This is a genomic window from Novosphingobium sp. SG707, assembly GCF_012275515.1.
Taxonomy (GTDB): Bacteria; Pseudomonadota; Alphaproteobacteria; order Sphingomonadales; family Sphingomonadaceae; genus Novosphingobium.
In genome coordinates this window covers 199,770-213,215 of record NZ_JAAZQL010000004.1, presented here as the reverse complement: position 1 = coordinate 213,215, position 13,446 = coordinate 199,770, and the positions used below count along the sequence as shown (strand labels likewise).

The 13,446-nt window shown below is 64.2% G+C and carries 15 protein-coding genes; 10 read left to right on the top strand and 5 right to left on the bottom strand.

The genetic code is table 11. The annotated features are described in order from the left end of the window. Positions 1 to 2: 2 nt before the first annotated feature. Genes FHW92_RS13410 through FHW92_RS13400 form a run of 3 tightly spaced genes read right to left on the bottom strand, consistent with a single transcriptional unit; the run spans position 3 to position 2,540 of the window. Positions 3 to 920 carry a hemolysin family protein gene (locus FHW92_RS13410; protein ID WP_168604090.1) on the bottom strand — a complete coding sequence of 306 codons (918 nt, stop codon included), beginning with the start codon at positions 918 to 920 and terminating at the stop codon, positions 3 to 5. Between the two features lie 28 nt (positions 921 to 948). Next, complete coding sequence (ybeY, locus tag FHW92_RS13405) at positions 949 to 1,443, bottom strand: rRNA maturation RNase YbeY (RefSeq protein WP_168604089.1); 495 nt, start codon at positions 1,441 to 1,443, stop codon at positions 949 to 951. 44 nt (positions 1,444 to 1,487) lie between these two features. Next, the gene (locus FHW92_RS13400) at positions 1,488 to 2,540 is read right to left on the bottom strand and encodes a PhoH family protein (protein WP_168603771.1); all 1,053 of its coding nucleotides are present in this window, start codon (positions 2,538 to 2,540) and stop codon (positions 1,488 to 1,490) included. Positions 2,541 to 2,804: 264 nt separating this feature from the next. On the opposite strand from FHW92_RS13400, the gene FHW92_RS13395 reads away from it, so the two are divergent. Further along, on the top strand, positions 2,805 to 3,281 hold the full coding sequence (locus tag FHW92_RS13395) for an RcnB family protein (RefSeq protein WP_168603770.1): 477 nt from the start codon (positions 2,805 to 2,807) through the stop codon (positions 3,279 to 3,281). Positions 3,282 to 3,344: 63 nt separating this feature from the next. On the opposite strand, the gene miaB is transcribed toward FHW92_RS13395, so the two are convergent. After that, the gene (gene miaB / locus FHW92_RS13390) at positions 3,345 to 4,712 is read right to left on the bottom strand and encodes a tRNA (N6-isopentenyl adenosine(37)-C2)-methylthiotransferase MiaB (RefSeq protein ID WP_168603769.1); all 1,368 of its coding nucleotides are present in this window, start codon (positions 4,710 to 4,712) and stop codon (positions 3,345 to 3,347) included. A 142-nt stretch (positions 4,713 to 4,854) separates the two neighbouring features. Here miaB and FHW92_RS13385 point away from each other — a divergent pair, with 142 nt between their 5' ends. From FHW92_RS13385 to FHW92_RS13345, 9 genes are read left to right on the top strand one after another with little or no spacing between them, the layout of a single operon-like run. Further along, complete coding sequence (locus tag FHW92_RS13385; RefSeq protein WP_168603768.1) at positions 4,855 to 5,829, top strand: SPFH domain-containing protein; 975 nt, start codon at positions 4,855 to 4,857, stop codon at positions 5,827 to 5,829. A 10-nt stretch (positions 5,830 to 5,839) separates the two neighbouring features. Then, entirely contained in the window at positions 5,840 to 6,493 is a 654-nt protein-coding gene (locus FHW92_RS13380; protein ID WP_168603767.1) for a DUF4178 domain-containing protein, read from the top strand. Then, positions 6,490 to 7,860 (top strand): DUF4178 domain-containing protein, encoded by a 1,371-nt coding sequence (locus FHW92_RS13375; RefSeq protein WP_168603766.1) that lies wholly within the window; start codon positions 6,490 to 6,492, stop codon positions 7,858 to 7,860. The genes FHW92_RS13380 and FHW92_RS13375 overlap by 4 nt, the downstream gene beginning before the upstream one ends. Next, positions 7,857 to 8,042, top strand: a complete 186-nt coding sequence (locus FHW92_RS13370) for a hypothetical protein (RefSeq protein ID WP_168603765.1) — start codon at positions 7,857 to 7,859, stop codon at positions 8,040 to 8,042. The genes FHW92_RS13375 and FHW92_RS13370 overlap by 4 nt, the downstream gene beginning before the upstream one ends. 10 nt (positions 8,043 to 8,052) lie before the next feature. Further along, a complete protein-coding gene (locus tag FHW92_RS13365) occupies positions 8,053 to 8,262 on the top strand; it encodes a DUF350 domain-containing protein (RefSeq protein WP_168603764.1) in 210 nt (69 codons plus the stop codon). Next, on the top strand, positions 8,262 to 9,794 hold the full coding sequence (locus FHW92_RS13360) for a polyamine aminopropyltransferase (protein ID WP_168603763.1): 1,533 nt from the start codon (positions 8,262 to 8,264) through the stop codon (positions 9,792 to 9,794). Before FHW92_RS13365 ends, FHW92_RS13360 begins: the two co-directional genes overlap by 1 nt. After that, the gene (locus FHW92_RS13355; RefSeq protein WP_168603762.1) at positions 9,784 to 11,418 is read left to right on the top strand and encodes an NAD(P)-binding protein; all 1,635 of its coding nucleotides are present in this window, start codon (positions 9,784 to 9,786) and stop codon (positions 11,416 to 11,418) included. Before FHW92_RS13360 ends, FHW92_RS13355 begins: the two co-directional genes overlap by 11 nt. Then, positions 11,415 to 11,792 (top strand): adenosylmethionine decarboxylase, encoded by a 378-nt coding sequence (gene speD / locus FHW92_RS13350; RefSeq protein ID WP_168603761.1) that lies wholly within the window; start codon positions 11,415 to 11,417, stop codon positions 11,790 to 11,792. Before FHW92_RS13355 ends, speD begins: the two co-directional genes overlap by 4 nt. 54 nt (positions 11,793 to 11,846) lie before the next feature. Further along, positions 11,847 to 12,635 (top strand): lysophospholipid acyltransferase family protein, encoded by a 789-nt coding sequence (locus tag FHW92_RS13345; RefSeq protein WP_210428493.1) that lies wholly within the window; start codon positions 11,847 to 11,849, stop codon positions 12,633 to 12,635. On the opposite strand, the gene FHW92_RS13340 is transcribed toward FHW92_RS13345, so the two are convergent. Then, complete coding sequence (locus FHW92_RS13340; protein ID WP_168603759.1) at positions 12,619 to 13,443, bottom strand: GNAT family N-acyltransferase; 825 nt, start codon at positions 13,441 to 13,443, stop codon at positions 12,619 to 12,621. The two genes, FHW92_RS13345 and FHW92_RS13340, sit on opposite strands and share 17 nt — an antisense overlap. Positions 13,444 to 13,446: the final 3 nt, after the last annotated feature.

The following is a 13,446-nucleotide window of genomic DNA, read 5'->3' as shown; positions in this document are numbered from 1 at the left end:
GATCAGTCCTCTTGTACGCCATGGCTGGCGGGCGGATGCAGGCGAAGGCGAATCACGTGGCGCTCGTCAGCCTCGGTTACTTCGATGATCCAGCCGCTGGCATGCGCGATCCGCGCGCCTACCGGCGGCACATGGCCGGACAGCACAAAGGCCAGCCCGCCCAGAGTATCAATGTCTTCCTCGACTTCGGCGAGGCGCGGATCGACCCGCTTGCCCACTTCGTCAAGTTCGACCTTGGCATCGGCATCCCATAGACCATCGTCGAGGGGGCGCAGCAATTCGGCCGGAGCATCGTCATGCTCATCCTCGATCTCGCCGACGATTTCCTCGACCAGATCCTCAAAAGTGATGATGCCCTCTGTGCCCGAATATTCATCAACCACCACGGCCAGATGCACCCGGCTGGAGCGCATGTCGGCCAGCACGTCGAGCGCACCGCGCGCGGTGGGCACGAACAAGGGCTGGCGCATCATCCGCGTCCAGTTGCCCTGCGGCTCCTCGCCGCGCGCCAGATAGGGGAAGACATCCTTGATGAGGATCATGCCGATCACCTCGTCGAGCGTCTCGCGATAGACAGGCATGCGCGAATGGCCATGTTCGGCAAAGGCGGCCACCACATCGGGCCACGGGGCATTATGCGCCAGCGCGATGATCTGGCCGCGCGGGATGCAGACATCGGCCGCGTCCAGTTCGGAAAAATGCAACAGGTTGCGCAGCATCTGCCGCTCAAGCATCGAAAGATCGCCCGCCTCGCCGGGGCTGCCTTCCTCCTCATGTTCGTCGATAATGTCTTCCAGATGGGCGCGCAGCGACTGATCCTGATCGCCCCCTTCAAAGAAGCGCAGAACCGAGCGCCATAAAGAGCGCTTACTGTCCGGCTCTCCGAGGCCGGAATCCCCTGTTCGGCCCATGTCGGCCACTTTGTGCATTACTCCGATTGCAAGAAATTCAAAGGTGATGGTCGCCATATGGGTCGGCAATGCCGATCAGCGCAAGCGCCTTTATCTCCAAAACTTCCATCTCGCGCGCATCTTCCTCGGAAATCTCGTGATCGAGCCCCGCCAGATGCAGCAAACCATGGATAATCAGGTGCGAGGCATGATCGGCCAGCGCGATGCCCTTGTCCATTGCCTCACGCGCGCAGGTTTCATAGGCCAGCGCAATATCGCCCAGCAATTCGGGTGGCCCGTCATCGGCCAGATCAAGCAGATCCTCGCGCGCCAGCATGGGAAAGGAGAGCACGTTGGTCGGCTTGTCCTTGCCCCGCCATTCGGCGTTAAGCACCTGCACCTCTGCGTCCGAGGTGAAGATCATGCTGGTGCTCAGGCATTCCTTGGCCAGTTCGGGGGCGACCACGGACAAAGCCCCCGCCGCGCGGGCGGCAAGGGCTTCCCAATCAGTGGATTCCGGCCAGGGAGATTCGATGTCGATTTCAAGCGTCAGCATAGGTCGGCTCCCCTAGGCGCTGGCGGCGGGAATGTCGAAGCCTAATCCTCGTTCTTGCCTTCATAGGCTTCGACAATGCGGCCCACGATCGGGTGGCGCACCACGTCCGATCCCTTGAAGCGCACCGTGGCGATGCCTTCGACACCCTCCAGCCGCACAACGGCATCGTTCAGCCCACTGGCCGCCATGCCGCCGGGCAGGTCGACCTGCTTGGGGTCACCGCAGATGACCATCCGGCTGTTCATGCCAAAGCGGGTCAGGAACATCTTCATCTGGGCCGCCGTGGTGTTCTGCGCCTCGTCAAGGATGACGAAGGCATCGGCCAGCGTGCGACCGCGCATGAAGGCGATGGGCGCCACCTCGATCTCGCCATTGGCCAGACGTCGCTCGACCTGCTCGGGCGGCATGCAGTCAAAGAGCGCATCGTACAAAGGCCGCAGATAGGGATCGACCTTGTCCTTCATATCGCCGGGCAGAAAGCCGAGCTTTTCGCCCGCCTCGACCGCTGGGCGGCTCAGGATCAGGCGCTTGACGCTGCCGGTGATGAGCTGCGACACGGCCTGCGCCACGGCGATATAGGTCTTGCCGGTGCCCGCCGGGCCAAGGGCGAAGATGACATCATTGCGGGTCAGTGCGCGCATATAGTCGATCTGGGTCGGGCTGCGCGGGACGATGGTCTTGCCGCGCGTGCGGATCATGATCGGGGGATGGGTTTCATCCCCGGTGATGATGCCTTCCAGCGTGGGCTCGACCGACATGGCGATCAGCGATTCGACCGCGCCCGCGTCCACTTCCTGCCCCGAGAGCAGGCGGCTGTGCATGCCTTGCAGCACTTCACGCGCGCGGGCGACATTGTCTTCATTGCCTTCGATCAGGATGCGATTGCCACGGGCCGAGATATAAACCCCCAGCCGGTTTTCGATCAGCACCAGATTGGCGTCAAACTGGCCAAAGAGCGCGCCCAATATGGTCGGCTCGTCAAATTCCAGCTCGGTTCGCGCACGTCGGGAAGGATTGGCGCGAGCGTTCGGGCTGCGGAAGGAGGCCACATCTTCGATGGGGTCAAAAGCGGCGCGGATCTGTTTGCGGGCCATGTGCTCCTTGTCTGTGGCCGGAGTCTCAAGACCGGCTCACTACGTTAAGATATGCCTCATCATGCCATCCGCCAAGGGGCCCCGCGCGCCGCAGTGGTGGAAAAGCGTAGGCGAGGGCAGGGATGGGCGTACAAATTGATACAAACCTGACTGAGATCTGAGCGTCCAGTTCCAAATGGGTTCATGGCGTCAGGCCCATAAAGGCTTCATCGGGGCCAGTCCTGTTCCTCAGGCGTCCCTCCCGGAGTTTCAAAGGAGAGCAAGATGCGAAAGATCCTGATGCTGGCGCTGGCCGCCGCGACTGTTGTTCCGACCGTTGCCTCGGCCCAGAGCGCCCATGAGCTGCGCCGCGATCAACGCGACATCGCCCGCGAACACCGCGAGATCCATCGCGACATGGCGCGCGGCGATTATCGCGAAGCCCGTCGTGACATGCGTGACCTGCGCAATGCCCGCCAGGAATATCGCGAGGACTGGCGTGATTATCGCCGCGCCCATGGCGATGTGTTCCGTGGTCCCGCCTATGTCGGCCCGCGCGGCTATGCCTATCGCCCCGTCGCGCCGGGTTATCGCTTCGCGCCTGACTATTACCACCGCCGCTACTGGATCGCCGATCCCATGGTTTACCGCCTGCCTCCTCCGGGCATGAACCAGCGCTGGGTGCGTTATGGCCGCGATGTGGTGCGGGTTGACCTGCGCACGGGCCGCGTCCTGCAGGTTTACGGCTCATTCTTCTACTAATTCAGCGCGCTTCGGTCGGGAAGCTGTGCTGGGCCGCCCCTTCCGCAAGGAGGGGGCGGCTTTCTATGCGTTTCTGGCGATCACCCGCCCGGTGAGCGAATTCGGCCCGGCCTGCACGAGTTCGGCGCGCAGGATATCGCCCACGCCGTAATTCCCCTGAAAATGCACCGATTGCAGCCATGGCGATTTGCCCAGCCATTGGCCCGGCAGCTTGCCCTTGCGTTCGATCAGCACGTCGCATGTGCGGCCAAGGCTGGCCTGATTGAAGGCATGCTGGTCGTGGTTGAGCGCGGCCTGCAAACGCTGCAACCGGTCGTCCATTACCTCGCCGGGGATCTGATCATCCATCGTGGCCGCAGGCGTGCCGGGGCGCGGCGAATATTTGAAGCTGAAGGCCTGCGCATAGCCAACCGCGTCGATCAGTGCGATGGTTTCGGCGAAATGCTCTTCGCTCTCGCCGGGGAAGCCGACGATGAAATCGCCCGAGAGAGCAATATCGGGCCGCACCTCGCGCACGCGTTCCAGCAGGCGCAGATAGCTTTCGGCCGTATGGCTACGGTTCATGGCCTTCAGGATTGCATTGCTGCCCGATTGCACCGGCAGGTGCAGGAAGGGCATCAGTTTTTCCACCTCGCCATGGGCGGCGATCAGGCCGTCGGTCATGTCATTGGGATGGCTGGTGGTATAACGGATGCGCGCCAGACCGTCGATCGCGGCCAGATCGCGGATCAGTCCGTCAAGGCCGACCTTCTGCCCCTTGCCGTTCTCGCCGCCCCAGGCATTCACATTCTGGCCCAGCAGCGTGATTTCCTTCGCGCCCGCTTCGACCAGACGATGCGCCTCGGCAATCAGGTCGGCATAGGGGCGGCTGATCTCCGCGCCGCGCGTATAGGGCACCACGCAATAGGTGCAGAACTTGTCGCAACCTTCCTGCACCGTCAGGAAAGCCGTCGGCCCCACGCTGCGCCGCTTGGGCAGGGCCGCGAATTTGGCGTCGGCGGGCATGTCGGTGTCGGTCACGCGCTCGCCATCAACGGCGCGGGCGATCATCTCAGGCAGGCGATGATAGGCCTGAGGCCCCACCACCATGGTCACGGCGGGCGCGCGTGCCATGATCTCCTCGCCCTCGGCCTGCGCCACGCAACCGGCCACCGCGATCAAGGGCTGCGTGCCATCCTCGCGCCGCGCATCCTTGATGATACGGCCAATGTCGGAATAGACCTTCTCGGCGGCCTTTTCGCGGATATGGCAGGTGTTGAGCACGACCAGATCGGCCTGCTCGCCCTCGGGCGCGGGGGCAATGCCCTGATGGGCCAGCAATTCTTCCATACGCTGGCCGTCATAGACATTCATCTGACAGCCAAAGCTCTTCACGCGATAGGTGCGCGGGGCGGAAACAGGCGAGGTGCGGGGGGTGGAAATGGCAGACATAGCGCGGGCCGTTACGCCAAAACGCGGCAAAAATGAAGGGGCGATGCGGGCGCCTGTCCGGTTATGCTTGCGGTTTCGCTTGCAAGGGCGGTGTCTTACTCTAGAATAACACCTGTTCTCGGAACAATTCAGGATAGTTGCCATGTTTGATTTCCTGCGCAAACAGTTCATCGATGTGATCGAATGGCATGAGGCGCCCGGACAGGTCGCATGGCGTGTGCCCACGGCGGGCAATGAAATCAAGAATGGCGCGCAACTGACCGTGCGCGAGGGCCAGATCGCGGCCTTCATGAACGAGGGGCAGGTGGCCGATTATTTCGGCGCGGGGCTGCATATTCTGGAAACGGCCAATCTGCCGGTCCTGACCAATCTGATGAATTGGGACAAGGGGTTCAACTCGCCCTTCAAATCCGATGTCGTCTTTATCAGCATGAAGGAGCAGGCGGGCCGCAAATGGGGCACGCCCCAACCTGTGACGGTGCGTGACGCTGAATTCGGGGCGATCCGCCTGCGCGCCTTTGGCACCTATTCGTTCAGGATCGCCGATCTCAAGCTCTTTGTCGAAAAGGTGCTGGGAACGATGGGCGAGGTCTGGGCCGATACGCTCGACACCCAATTGCGCAGCGCCATCGTCACCGCCATCGCCACCGCGCTGGGGAGCGGCAAGGTGCCTTTCCTCGATCTGGCGGCCAATCAGCAGGCGATGTCGGACACGATCAAGGCCGAGGTGGACAAGGCCTTTGCCGCATGGGGCCTTTCCTGCCCCAGCTTCTTTGTCGAAAGCATCAGCCTGCCGGATGAGGTTCAGGCCCATCTCGACAAGGGTTCCTCGATGCGCGTGCTCGGCGATATGGCGGGCTACACCCGTTTTCAGGCCGCGCAGGCGCTGGACAATCCTGCCTCCGACAGCGGCCTTGCCGGGATCGGCGCGGGCATGGCGGCGGCCAATATGCTGAGCGGCGCGATGAGCGGCGCCCTTGGCCAGAGCACGCCTGCCGCCCCTGCCGAAGACCCGTTTGCGCTGCTCGAAAAACTGCACAAATTGCTGACCATAGGGGCGATCACGCAGGAAGAATTTGACGCCAAAAAGGCCGAAATCCTCTCGCGGGTGAAGTAAGAGAACCTCCATGGCCAATAACACCTGCCCGCAATGCGGCGCGCCGGTGCCGATGCGCTCGGGCGGCATGCCTTATGCCGTATGCGGATATTGCCAGACGGTGATCGCGCGCGAGGGCATGCGCGACATCGGCAAGGCGGCGCTGCTGCCCTATGACATTTCCCCGATCCAGCTTGGCACCGGCGGCGCGGTGGATGGCGCACGCTTTACCGTGGTGGGGCGGGTGCGCTGGGGTTGGGCCGATGGCGCTTGGAACGAATGGCTGCTGCAGCTCTCCGACGGCACCACGCGCTGGCTGGGCGAGGCGATGGGGCAGTTTCAGATATTGGCCGAGCGCGAGGATGTCGCCGCCCGTCTGCCTGCCGACATTGCGCTGGGATTCACCCTCGATGTGGACGGCCAGAGCCTGACCGCCACCGATATCAAAACCGTCACCTGTCTTGGCGCAGAGGGCGATCTGCCTTTCCCCACTCCGGCCGACTGGCAGGTGGAAAGCGTGGATTTCCGCTCCCCCACCGGCGCGGCCCTTTCGGTCCAGCGCGACAAGGTGGGGGTCAGCGCCTATGTCGGGCGCTATGTCGAACTGCCCGAATTGCGCCCCAGCCGCCTGCGCGCGGTTGAGGATTGGGTGATGCCTGACAATCTGGCGGAGACGGGCCGATGAGTAGGGCTATCCTCTGCCCTTCATGCGGCGGTTCGATTGAGGTCAAGGCGGCCGGTTATACGGTTACGGTCGCCTGTCGCCATTGCGGCAGCGTGCTTGATGTCGCCAATCCTGACGTTGCCGTCATCAAGGAATATCACGAAAAAGCCGCGAAACTGCCCCTGCCGCTGGGCAGCCGGGGCACTTTGTTCGGCACGCAATGGGAGGCCATCGGCTTTCTGGAGCGGCAGGCGGGGGGCTATGCCTGGGGCGAATATCTCCTGTTCAACCCCTATGCGGGCTATCGCTGGCTGGTCCATTCCGATGGGCAATGGCAATTCGGCACGATGCTGACCGATCTGCCGCGCGAAACCGGCGGCTGGGGCGAGGCAGGCTGGCGCGGCGAGGTGTACCGTGGCGAGGACGAACCAGTCACTATCGCGACCACCCGCGTGATCGGCGAGTTTTACTGGCGGGTTCAGGCGGGTGAGATGTGGGTGGCGCGCAGCTATGAACGCGGCGGCGCCTCTCTCTCTCGCGAATGGCGCGAGGGCGAGGAGGTGCAATGGACCCATCTGGTCGGCGTGCCGGGGCGGTTGATCGATGCCTTTGTCCGCCCGCAAGGCCCCGATCTGGCCCGGCCAGAACCGGCGCGGCCCCGGCCGGACGAGCCCCGGATGGACGAGCACAAGCCCGGCTTTTTCTCACGCCTTTGGCAAGATGGTGCGGACCGCCGCACCAGCCTGTGGGACATGGCCAAACTGCTGCTGGTCACGATCTTTGCTGCCTTTTTCCTGCTCTCGGCGCTGACGTCGGGGGGCGATGGGGTAAGGGGCGAGGGACAGGTGACGATTGATGGCCCCACCGCGCGCATCACCGTTGGCCCGATCCATCTGGCCCGCGCGCATCAGTTCGTCACCGTCAAGGTGGCGGCCAGCGATTTCACCAATCGCTGGGTCGATCTCGATTATCTGCTGGTCAATCGCGCCACACAGGCCACAATTCCCGCCAGCGCCACAATCGAATATTACGCGGGGCGCGATTCCGACGGCGATTGGTCCGAAGGCAGCCACCACACCAGCACCCGTTTCAGCCAGGTTCCCGCCGGCGATTACGACCTGCTGGTCGAGGCCGAGGCCAAGCGCTGGAACGACCCCAGGGCCAGCAATTATACCCCGCCCATGCCGGATAACCCATGGGGCATCGGCGGTGTGGCCAATGCCGCCGCGCCCGAGGCGGAAGTGATCAGCCTTGGCTTTCTGGTCGAACCGGGCGGGTTTCCATTGGGCTTCTGGTGGCTGATCGTGGCGCTGGCGGCGGTGCCTTTGGTGGTGTTCTATGCCTATCGCGCCAGCAAGACCGCCGTGTATGGGGAGCATAGCCGATGAGCCGGGGCCTGATGTTCTATGCGGCATGGTGCCTTCTGCTGCTGGCCTTTGCCGGATGGGCGGGGTGGGCCGCCTATGACCCGTTCGCCGATGGCTCAGCTCAGCCCAGCGGCCCGGCCGAGCGCACCCATCACCATGGTGGGGCGGGCGGTTTCTGGGGCTTTGGCCCTTCGCACAAATAGGGGGATGGCCATGCTTTCGTCTGCGATCATTATTGCCACGCTGTTTTATGCCTTGCTGGGCATTGTGGTTTTTGTGGCCAGTTTCATTCTGGTGGACAAATTGACGCCCGGCGAATTGTGGAAGGAAATCATCGAGCGGCAGAATATGGCGGTGGCCATTCTGGCGGGCGCGGTGGCGTTGGGGCTGAGCATGATCATCGCGGCAGCGATCCACGGCTAATGGACGATTCCGGCGATTTTGCGGGGCCTGCGCGCGCCCATGCGGCCATCCTGCTGCTCTCGGTGCTGGTGGTGGCCACCTGCGGGCTGATCTATGAATTGCTGGCGGGCACGCTGGCCTCCTATCTGCTGGGCGACAGCGTCACCCAGTTTTCGACCGTGATTGGTTCCTATCTGTTTGCGATGGGGGTGGGGTCTTTCCTTTCACGCTACGTTCGGCGTGATGAGATCGGCGTGTTCATCCGCGTCGAGATCATGATCGCCGCCATTGGTGGGTGGAGCGCGGCGGGCCTGTTTCTGGCCTTTCCGCTGGCCGCTGATTTCCGGGTGCTGCTCTATGCGATTGTGCTGGTGATCGGGGCGCTGGTGGGGTTGGAAATCCCGCTGCTGATCCGCATCCTGCGCTCGCGCTTTGCCTTTCGCGATCTGGTGTCCAATGTGCTGACCTATGATTATGTCGGCGCGCTGATCGCTTCACTGGCATTCCCGCTGTTTCTGGTGCCGCATCTGGGGATGATCCGTACCGGACTGGTGTTTGGGCTGGCCAATGTGGCGGTGGCGGTGGCGCTGCTGTTTGTGATGCGGCGTGCGCGGCGGGTGGGCGTTGATATGGCAGCCGCGCTGATGGTGGCGTGCAGCCTGATCGCGGGCCTGTTTCTGGCCGAACGCATACAGCGCTTTTCCGAGATCGCCTATTATGGCGAGGGGGTGATCCATGCCCGGTCCACCCCCTATCAGCGCATTGTGCTGACCCGCCGGGGCGAGGATCTGCGGCTCTATCTCAATGGCAATCTGCAATTTTCCTCGCGCGATGAATATCGCTATCACGAGGCGCTGGTATGGCCGGTGCTGGGGCGGGTGGCCAATCCGGCGCGGGTGTTGATCCTGGGCGGGGGCGATGGGCTGGCCGCACGTGAGGTGTTGCGCGATGGGCGGGTGCGTTCGGTGCATCTGGTCGATCTGGACCCGGAAATGACGCGGATGTTTCGCGCAACGCCGCAACTGGCCGCGCTCAATCGCGGCTCGCTCTCCGATCCGCGCCTCAGCGTGGAAAATGCCGACGCCTTTCGCTGGGTCCGCGCGGCGCGGGCCACCTATGACGCCATCCTGATCGACTTTCCCGACCCCACCGAATATTCGCTGGGCAAGCTCTACACGGTCAGTTTCTATGCGCAGGTGGCGCGTCTGTTGGCACCTGATGGGGTGATGGTGGTGCAATCGACCTCGCCGCTGGTGGCGCCGCGATCCTATTGGACCGTGGCGCAGACGCTGGAGGCGGCGGGCCTGCAAACGCGCGGCTATCACACCTATGTGCCCAGCTTTGGCGAATGGGGTTTTACGTTGGCCGCGCATACGCCGCCGGTGGCGCCCGCGCATCTGCCCGTCGGCCTGCGTTATTTGAATGCGGTGTCCGAACCGCTGATGTTTGATTTCCCCCCCGACATGGCGCGCCGCCCAACACCGGTAAACCGCCTCGACAATCAGGCGCTGGTGCGCAGCTTTGCCGAGGAATGGAGCCATTATGAGGGCTGAGGTCCGGCGGCGAGATCTGCTTGCCGGAGCCATGGTCTGCGGGACATTGGGGGCCTGCGGGGTGCTTGGCGGTTGCGGACCGGCGCAGGCGACGCCTTTTCCCGGCGCTTTGCTGGGGCCGGATATGGTGCGCGGCCATGCGATCCGCGACGGCAAATTACCGGGGCCGACCGGGCCGGAGGAGCATATCCCGCTGGTCATCGCGGGCGGCGGCATTGCAGGGCTTGCGGCGGGCTGGCGTCTGGCCGAGGCGGGTTTTGCCGATTTCGCCCTGTTCGAACTGGAGGACGTTGCGGGCGGCAATGCGCGCGGCGGGGCCAATGGCGTGACGGCTTTCCCATGGGGCGCGCATTACCTGCCCATCCCCAATCGCGAGGCGCGGGCGCTGATCCATATGCTGCGCGGCTTTGGCATGATTACCGGGCAGGACGTGCAGGGCGCGCCGGTCTATGATCCGTTTCAGCTCTGCGCCGATCTTGAGGAGCGTCTGCTCTGGCGCGGCAAGTGGCAGGAGGGTCTGGTGCCCACCACCGGCCTGTCGGCGCAAGATAGCGCGCAATGGCGCCGTTTCGATGCGGCCATGGAGGTGTTTCGCAAAGCCGTGGGACGCGATGGCCGCGCCGCCTTTGCCAGTCCCTCGGCGCTCTCCAGCCGCGACGAGACCTATGCCGCGCTCGACCGCATCAGCTTTGCCGCATGGCTGGCGCAGGAAGCCTACACCGCCGCTCCTTTGCTGGCCTATCTGCGCTATTGCACCCGCGACGATTATGGCAGCGAGCCTGCAGCGATTTCGGCATGGGCGGGGATCCACTATTTCGCAGGCCGCCGCGGCTGGGCCGCCGATGGCGCGGGCGAGAGCGAATTGACATGGCCAGAGGGCAATGCCCGGCTGGCGCGGCTGATGGGCGGGCGGATCGGCGCGCGATTGCGCCCGCGCCACAGCGTCACCCATGTGGCGCGCGATGGCGGCGATGTGCTGGTCGATGTCTTCGATCATCAGGCAGGTGCGGCGCGGCGGATCAGGGCGCAGGCGGTGGTTCTGGCCATGCCCGATTTCGTGGCGCGCCATGTCGCCCCTCAATTCGCCGGTGCCTCACGCTTTTCCTATGCGCCATGGGTGGTGGCCAATGTGGCGGTGTCGCACATGCCATGGGGGCCGGGCGCGGGGCTGGCTTGGGACAATGTATCGAGTACCAGCGCCAGCCTCGGCTATGTCGTGGCCAACCATCAGACATCTTCGGCCGCCGATGGTCCGGGTGTGCTGACATGGTATCAGGCCTTGTCCGAGGGCGATCCGGTGGCGGTGCGCAAGGGCCTGCTGGCGCGGGGACTGGGCGAGTGGCAGGCGATTATCGCGGCGGATCTCCTGTCTATGAACCCGGAACTGGAGGGGCGGATCGAGCGGATCGATGTCTGGCGCTGGGGCCATGCAATGGTGCGGCCGACGGTGGGCTTTCGCAGCGATCCGGCGCGGGCGGCGGCGCAGGCGATGAATGGTCCGGTGTTTCGCGCCCATTCCGATCTCTCCGGCCTCTCGCTGTTTGAAGAGGCGCATTATCACGGCGTGCTGGCCGCCGAGCGTGCGCTGGCTCATCTGGGGCGGGGCGGGGAGAGCCTGTTGTGACGCTCGCTCCGGCCACGGGCCTGCATCTGATTGCCGATCTGGCGGATTGCCATGGGCTGTGCGACGTGGCCCTGATCGAGGCGGCGCTGCGTGAGGCGGCCGCTGCTGCCCATGTCCATGTCCTCTCGGTCCACCTCCACCCCTTTGGGCCGGAGCAGGGGGTGACGGGCGTGGCTCTTCTGGCCGAATCGCATATCTCGATCCATTCGTGGCCCGAGGAAGGATTGGCCGCGATCGACATTTTCGTCTGTGGGCCGCAGGCCGATGCAGAAGCGGCGCTGGCCGTGATCGCGGCGCGGCTGGGCGGCGCCATTCGCTATCGACAGGCCATCCCCCGTTTGGGCGCCAGAACCGGGGCAACACTGGCGCCTTAGTCATCACCCTGTCATACGGGGCGGCTTGGGACGCGTTTTGCATCGGGGGATCGGGTGAGTTTGGAAAAGTTGGCGCGTTGGCCGCGATATGGACGGATGGCGGTGGGCGTGGCGCTGTTTCTGGTTCTGGCCTTGCCATGGCTGGTGATGCCTGCCGGGTGGCGGGCTCGGCGCTGTCTGGCGGTGCTGGCATGGCGCCTGCTGCTGCGCAGCTTTGGCATTACCGTCGAGGTGCATGGTACGCCGATGCCTGCAGCGGGCACGCTCTATGTCGCCAACCATATCAGTTGGACCGATATCCCTGTGCTGGGGCTGGTGACACGGGCGGCATTCGTGGCCAAGGATGATATGCGGGGCTGGCCGTTGATCGGGCGGCTGACGGCGGAATATGGGTGCGTCTTTGTTGAGCGCGAGCGGCGCGGCAAGGTGGGGGCGCAGGCGGCCGAACTGGCCAGCCATCTGGAGGCCGAGCGCGGACTGGTGCTGTTTCCCGAAGGGACGACCGGGCTGGGCGATGGCGTGCTGCCGTTCCGCTCCAGCCTTTTTGCGCTGGTGCCCGGCGTGGGCGAGGGAACCGCGCGGGTGCAGCCGATCACGCTACGCTATGTCCATGCCAATGGGCGCGCGTTCAACCCCGAGGAGCAGCGGCAGATCGCGTGGATCGGCGATGATGAGTTGCTGCCCCATGCGCTTACTTTGGCGGGCATGGGGCGTATCCGGGCCGAGGTGTGGTTTGAAACGCCCATCGAGGCGGGCGACCGCAAGGGGCTGGCCCGCGCCTGTGAGGCCGCCGTGGTGGCGCGTTTAGGCAGCCGCGCCGAGGCGCTTATGCCGCCGCGCTGAAACGCGAGGCGTAACGGTCCGCGATCAGATCGACGGGCATGACCACAAACACATCGACCGTGTTGAACGCATGGTCGATAAAGGCCCCGTCGCCAAACCGCGCGCCCACCCGCATATAGCCCTTCACCAGCGGGGGAAGCTGAAACATCGCGCGGCGTTCGTCATAGGCGCCGCGTTCCAGCCGCTCCATCGACACGCCCTTGCCGGGCAGCACACGCGGGCGTTGGTCCGGCGCGGCCAGATGGTGATGGTATAGATAGGACAGCGCGGGGGCGTAGAGATCGGGGTCGGTGCCGGGAAAGCTGGCGCAGCCGAACATCAGGCCGATCTGATTGGCCTTGATATAATCGGCAATCCCGCGCCACAGCATCGAGATGGTCGCGCTGGTGCGATATTGCGGCAGCACGCAGGAACGGCCCAATTCGAGCAGTTCCTTGCCCTCATTATCGCGCGCCATCAGGGTGGAGAGGTCATATTCCCCGCTGGAATAAAAGCCCGAATGCGCCCGCGCCACCTTTTCGCGCAGCAGGCGATAGGTGCCCACCACCGCATCGGCAGGCGCCGCGCCCGCATCCAGCAGCGCCTCGTCGATCACCAGCAGATGATCGCACAGCGCGTCATAGGCGTCCCGGTCGCAGCGCAGCGCCGCATTGGCCGGATCGACATCCATGTCTTCCGCCGCGCCCATTTCCTCGAAAAACACCCGCCAGCGCAAATGCTGGACCGCATGGAGATCATCGCCATCGCGGGCAAGACGGACAGTCAGGCGGCGGGTCATCAACGGCTTCTCAAGCGTCTGGGCGGTCATGGC

What these genes read in the sequence shown, in the direction of transcription:
- FHW92_RS13400 (WP_168603771.1), bottom strand. Translation starts at nt 2,540, where the DNA reads ATGGCCCGCAAACAGATCCGCGCCGCTTTTGACCCCATCGAAGATGTG.
- FHW92_RS13395 (WP_168603770.1), top strand. Translation starts at nt 2,805, where the DNA reads ATGCGAAAGATCCTGATGCTGGCGCTGGCCGCCGCGACTGTTGTTCCG.
- miaB (WP_168603769.1), bottom strand. Translation starts at nt 4,712, where the DNA reads ATGTCTGCCATTTCCACCCCCCGCACCTCGCCTGTTTCCGCCCCGCGC.
- FHW92_RS13385 (WP_168603768.1), top strand. Translation starts at nt 4,855, where the DNA reads ATGTTTGATTTCCTGCGCAAACAGTTCATCGATGTGATCGAATGGCAT.
- FHW92_RS13380 (WP_168603767.1), top strand. Translation starts at nt 5,840, where the DNA reads ATGGCCAATAACACCTGCCCGCAATGCGGCGCGCCGGTGCCGATGCGC.
- FHW92_RS13375 (WP_168603766.1), top strand. Translation starts at nt 6,490, where the DNA reads ATGAGTAGGGCTATCCTCTGCCCTTCATGCGGCGGTTCGATTGAGGTC.
- FHW92_RS13370 (WP_168603765.1), top strand. Translation starts at nt 7,857, where the DNA reads ATGAGCCGGGGCCTGATGTTCTATGCGGCATGGTGCCTTCTGCTGCTG.
- FHW92_RS13365 (WP_168603764.1), top strand. Translation starts at nt 8,053, where the DNA reads ATGCTTTCGTCTGCGATCATTATTGCCACGCTGTTTTATGCCTTGCTG.
- FHW92_RS13360 (WP_168603763.1), top strand. Translation starts at nt 8,262, where the DNA reads ATGGACGATTCCGGCGATTTTGCGGGGCCTGCGCGCGCCCATGCGGCC.
- FHW92_RS13355 (WP_168603762.1), top strand. Translation starts at nt 9,784, where the DNA reads ATGAGGGCTGAGGTCCGGCGGCGAGATCTGCTTGCCGGAGCCATGGTC.
- FHW92_RS13340 (WP_168603759.1), bottom strand. Translation starts at nt 13,443, where the DNA reads ATGACCGCCCAGACGCTTGAGAAGCCGTTGATGACCCGCCGCCTGACT.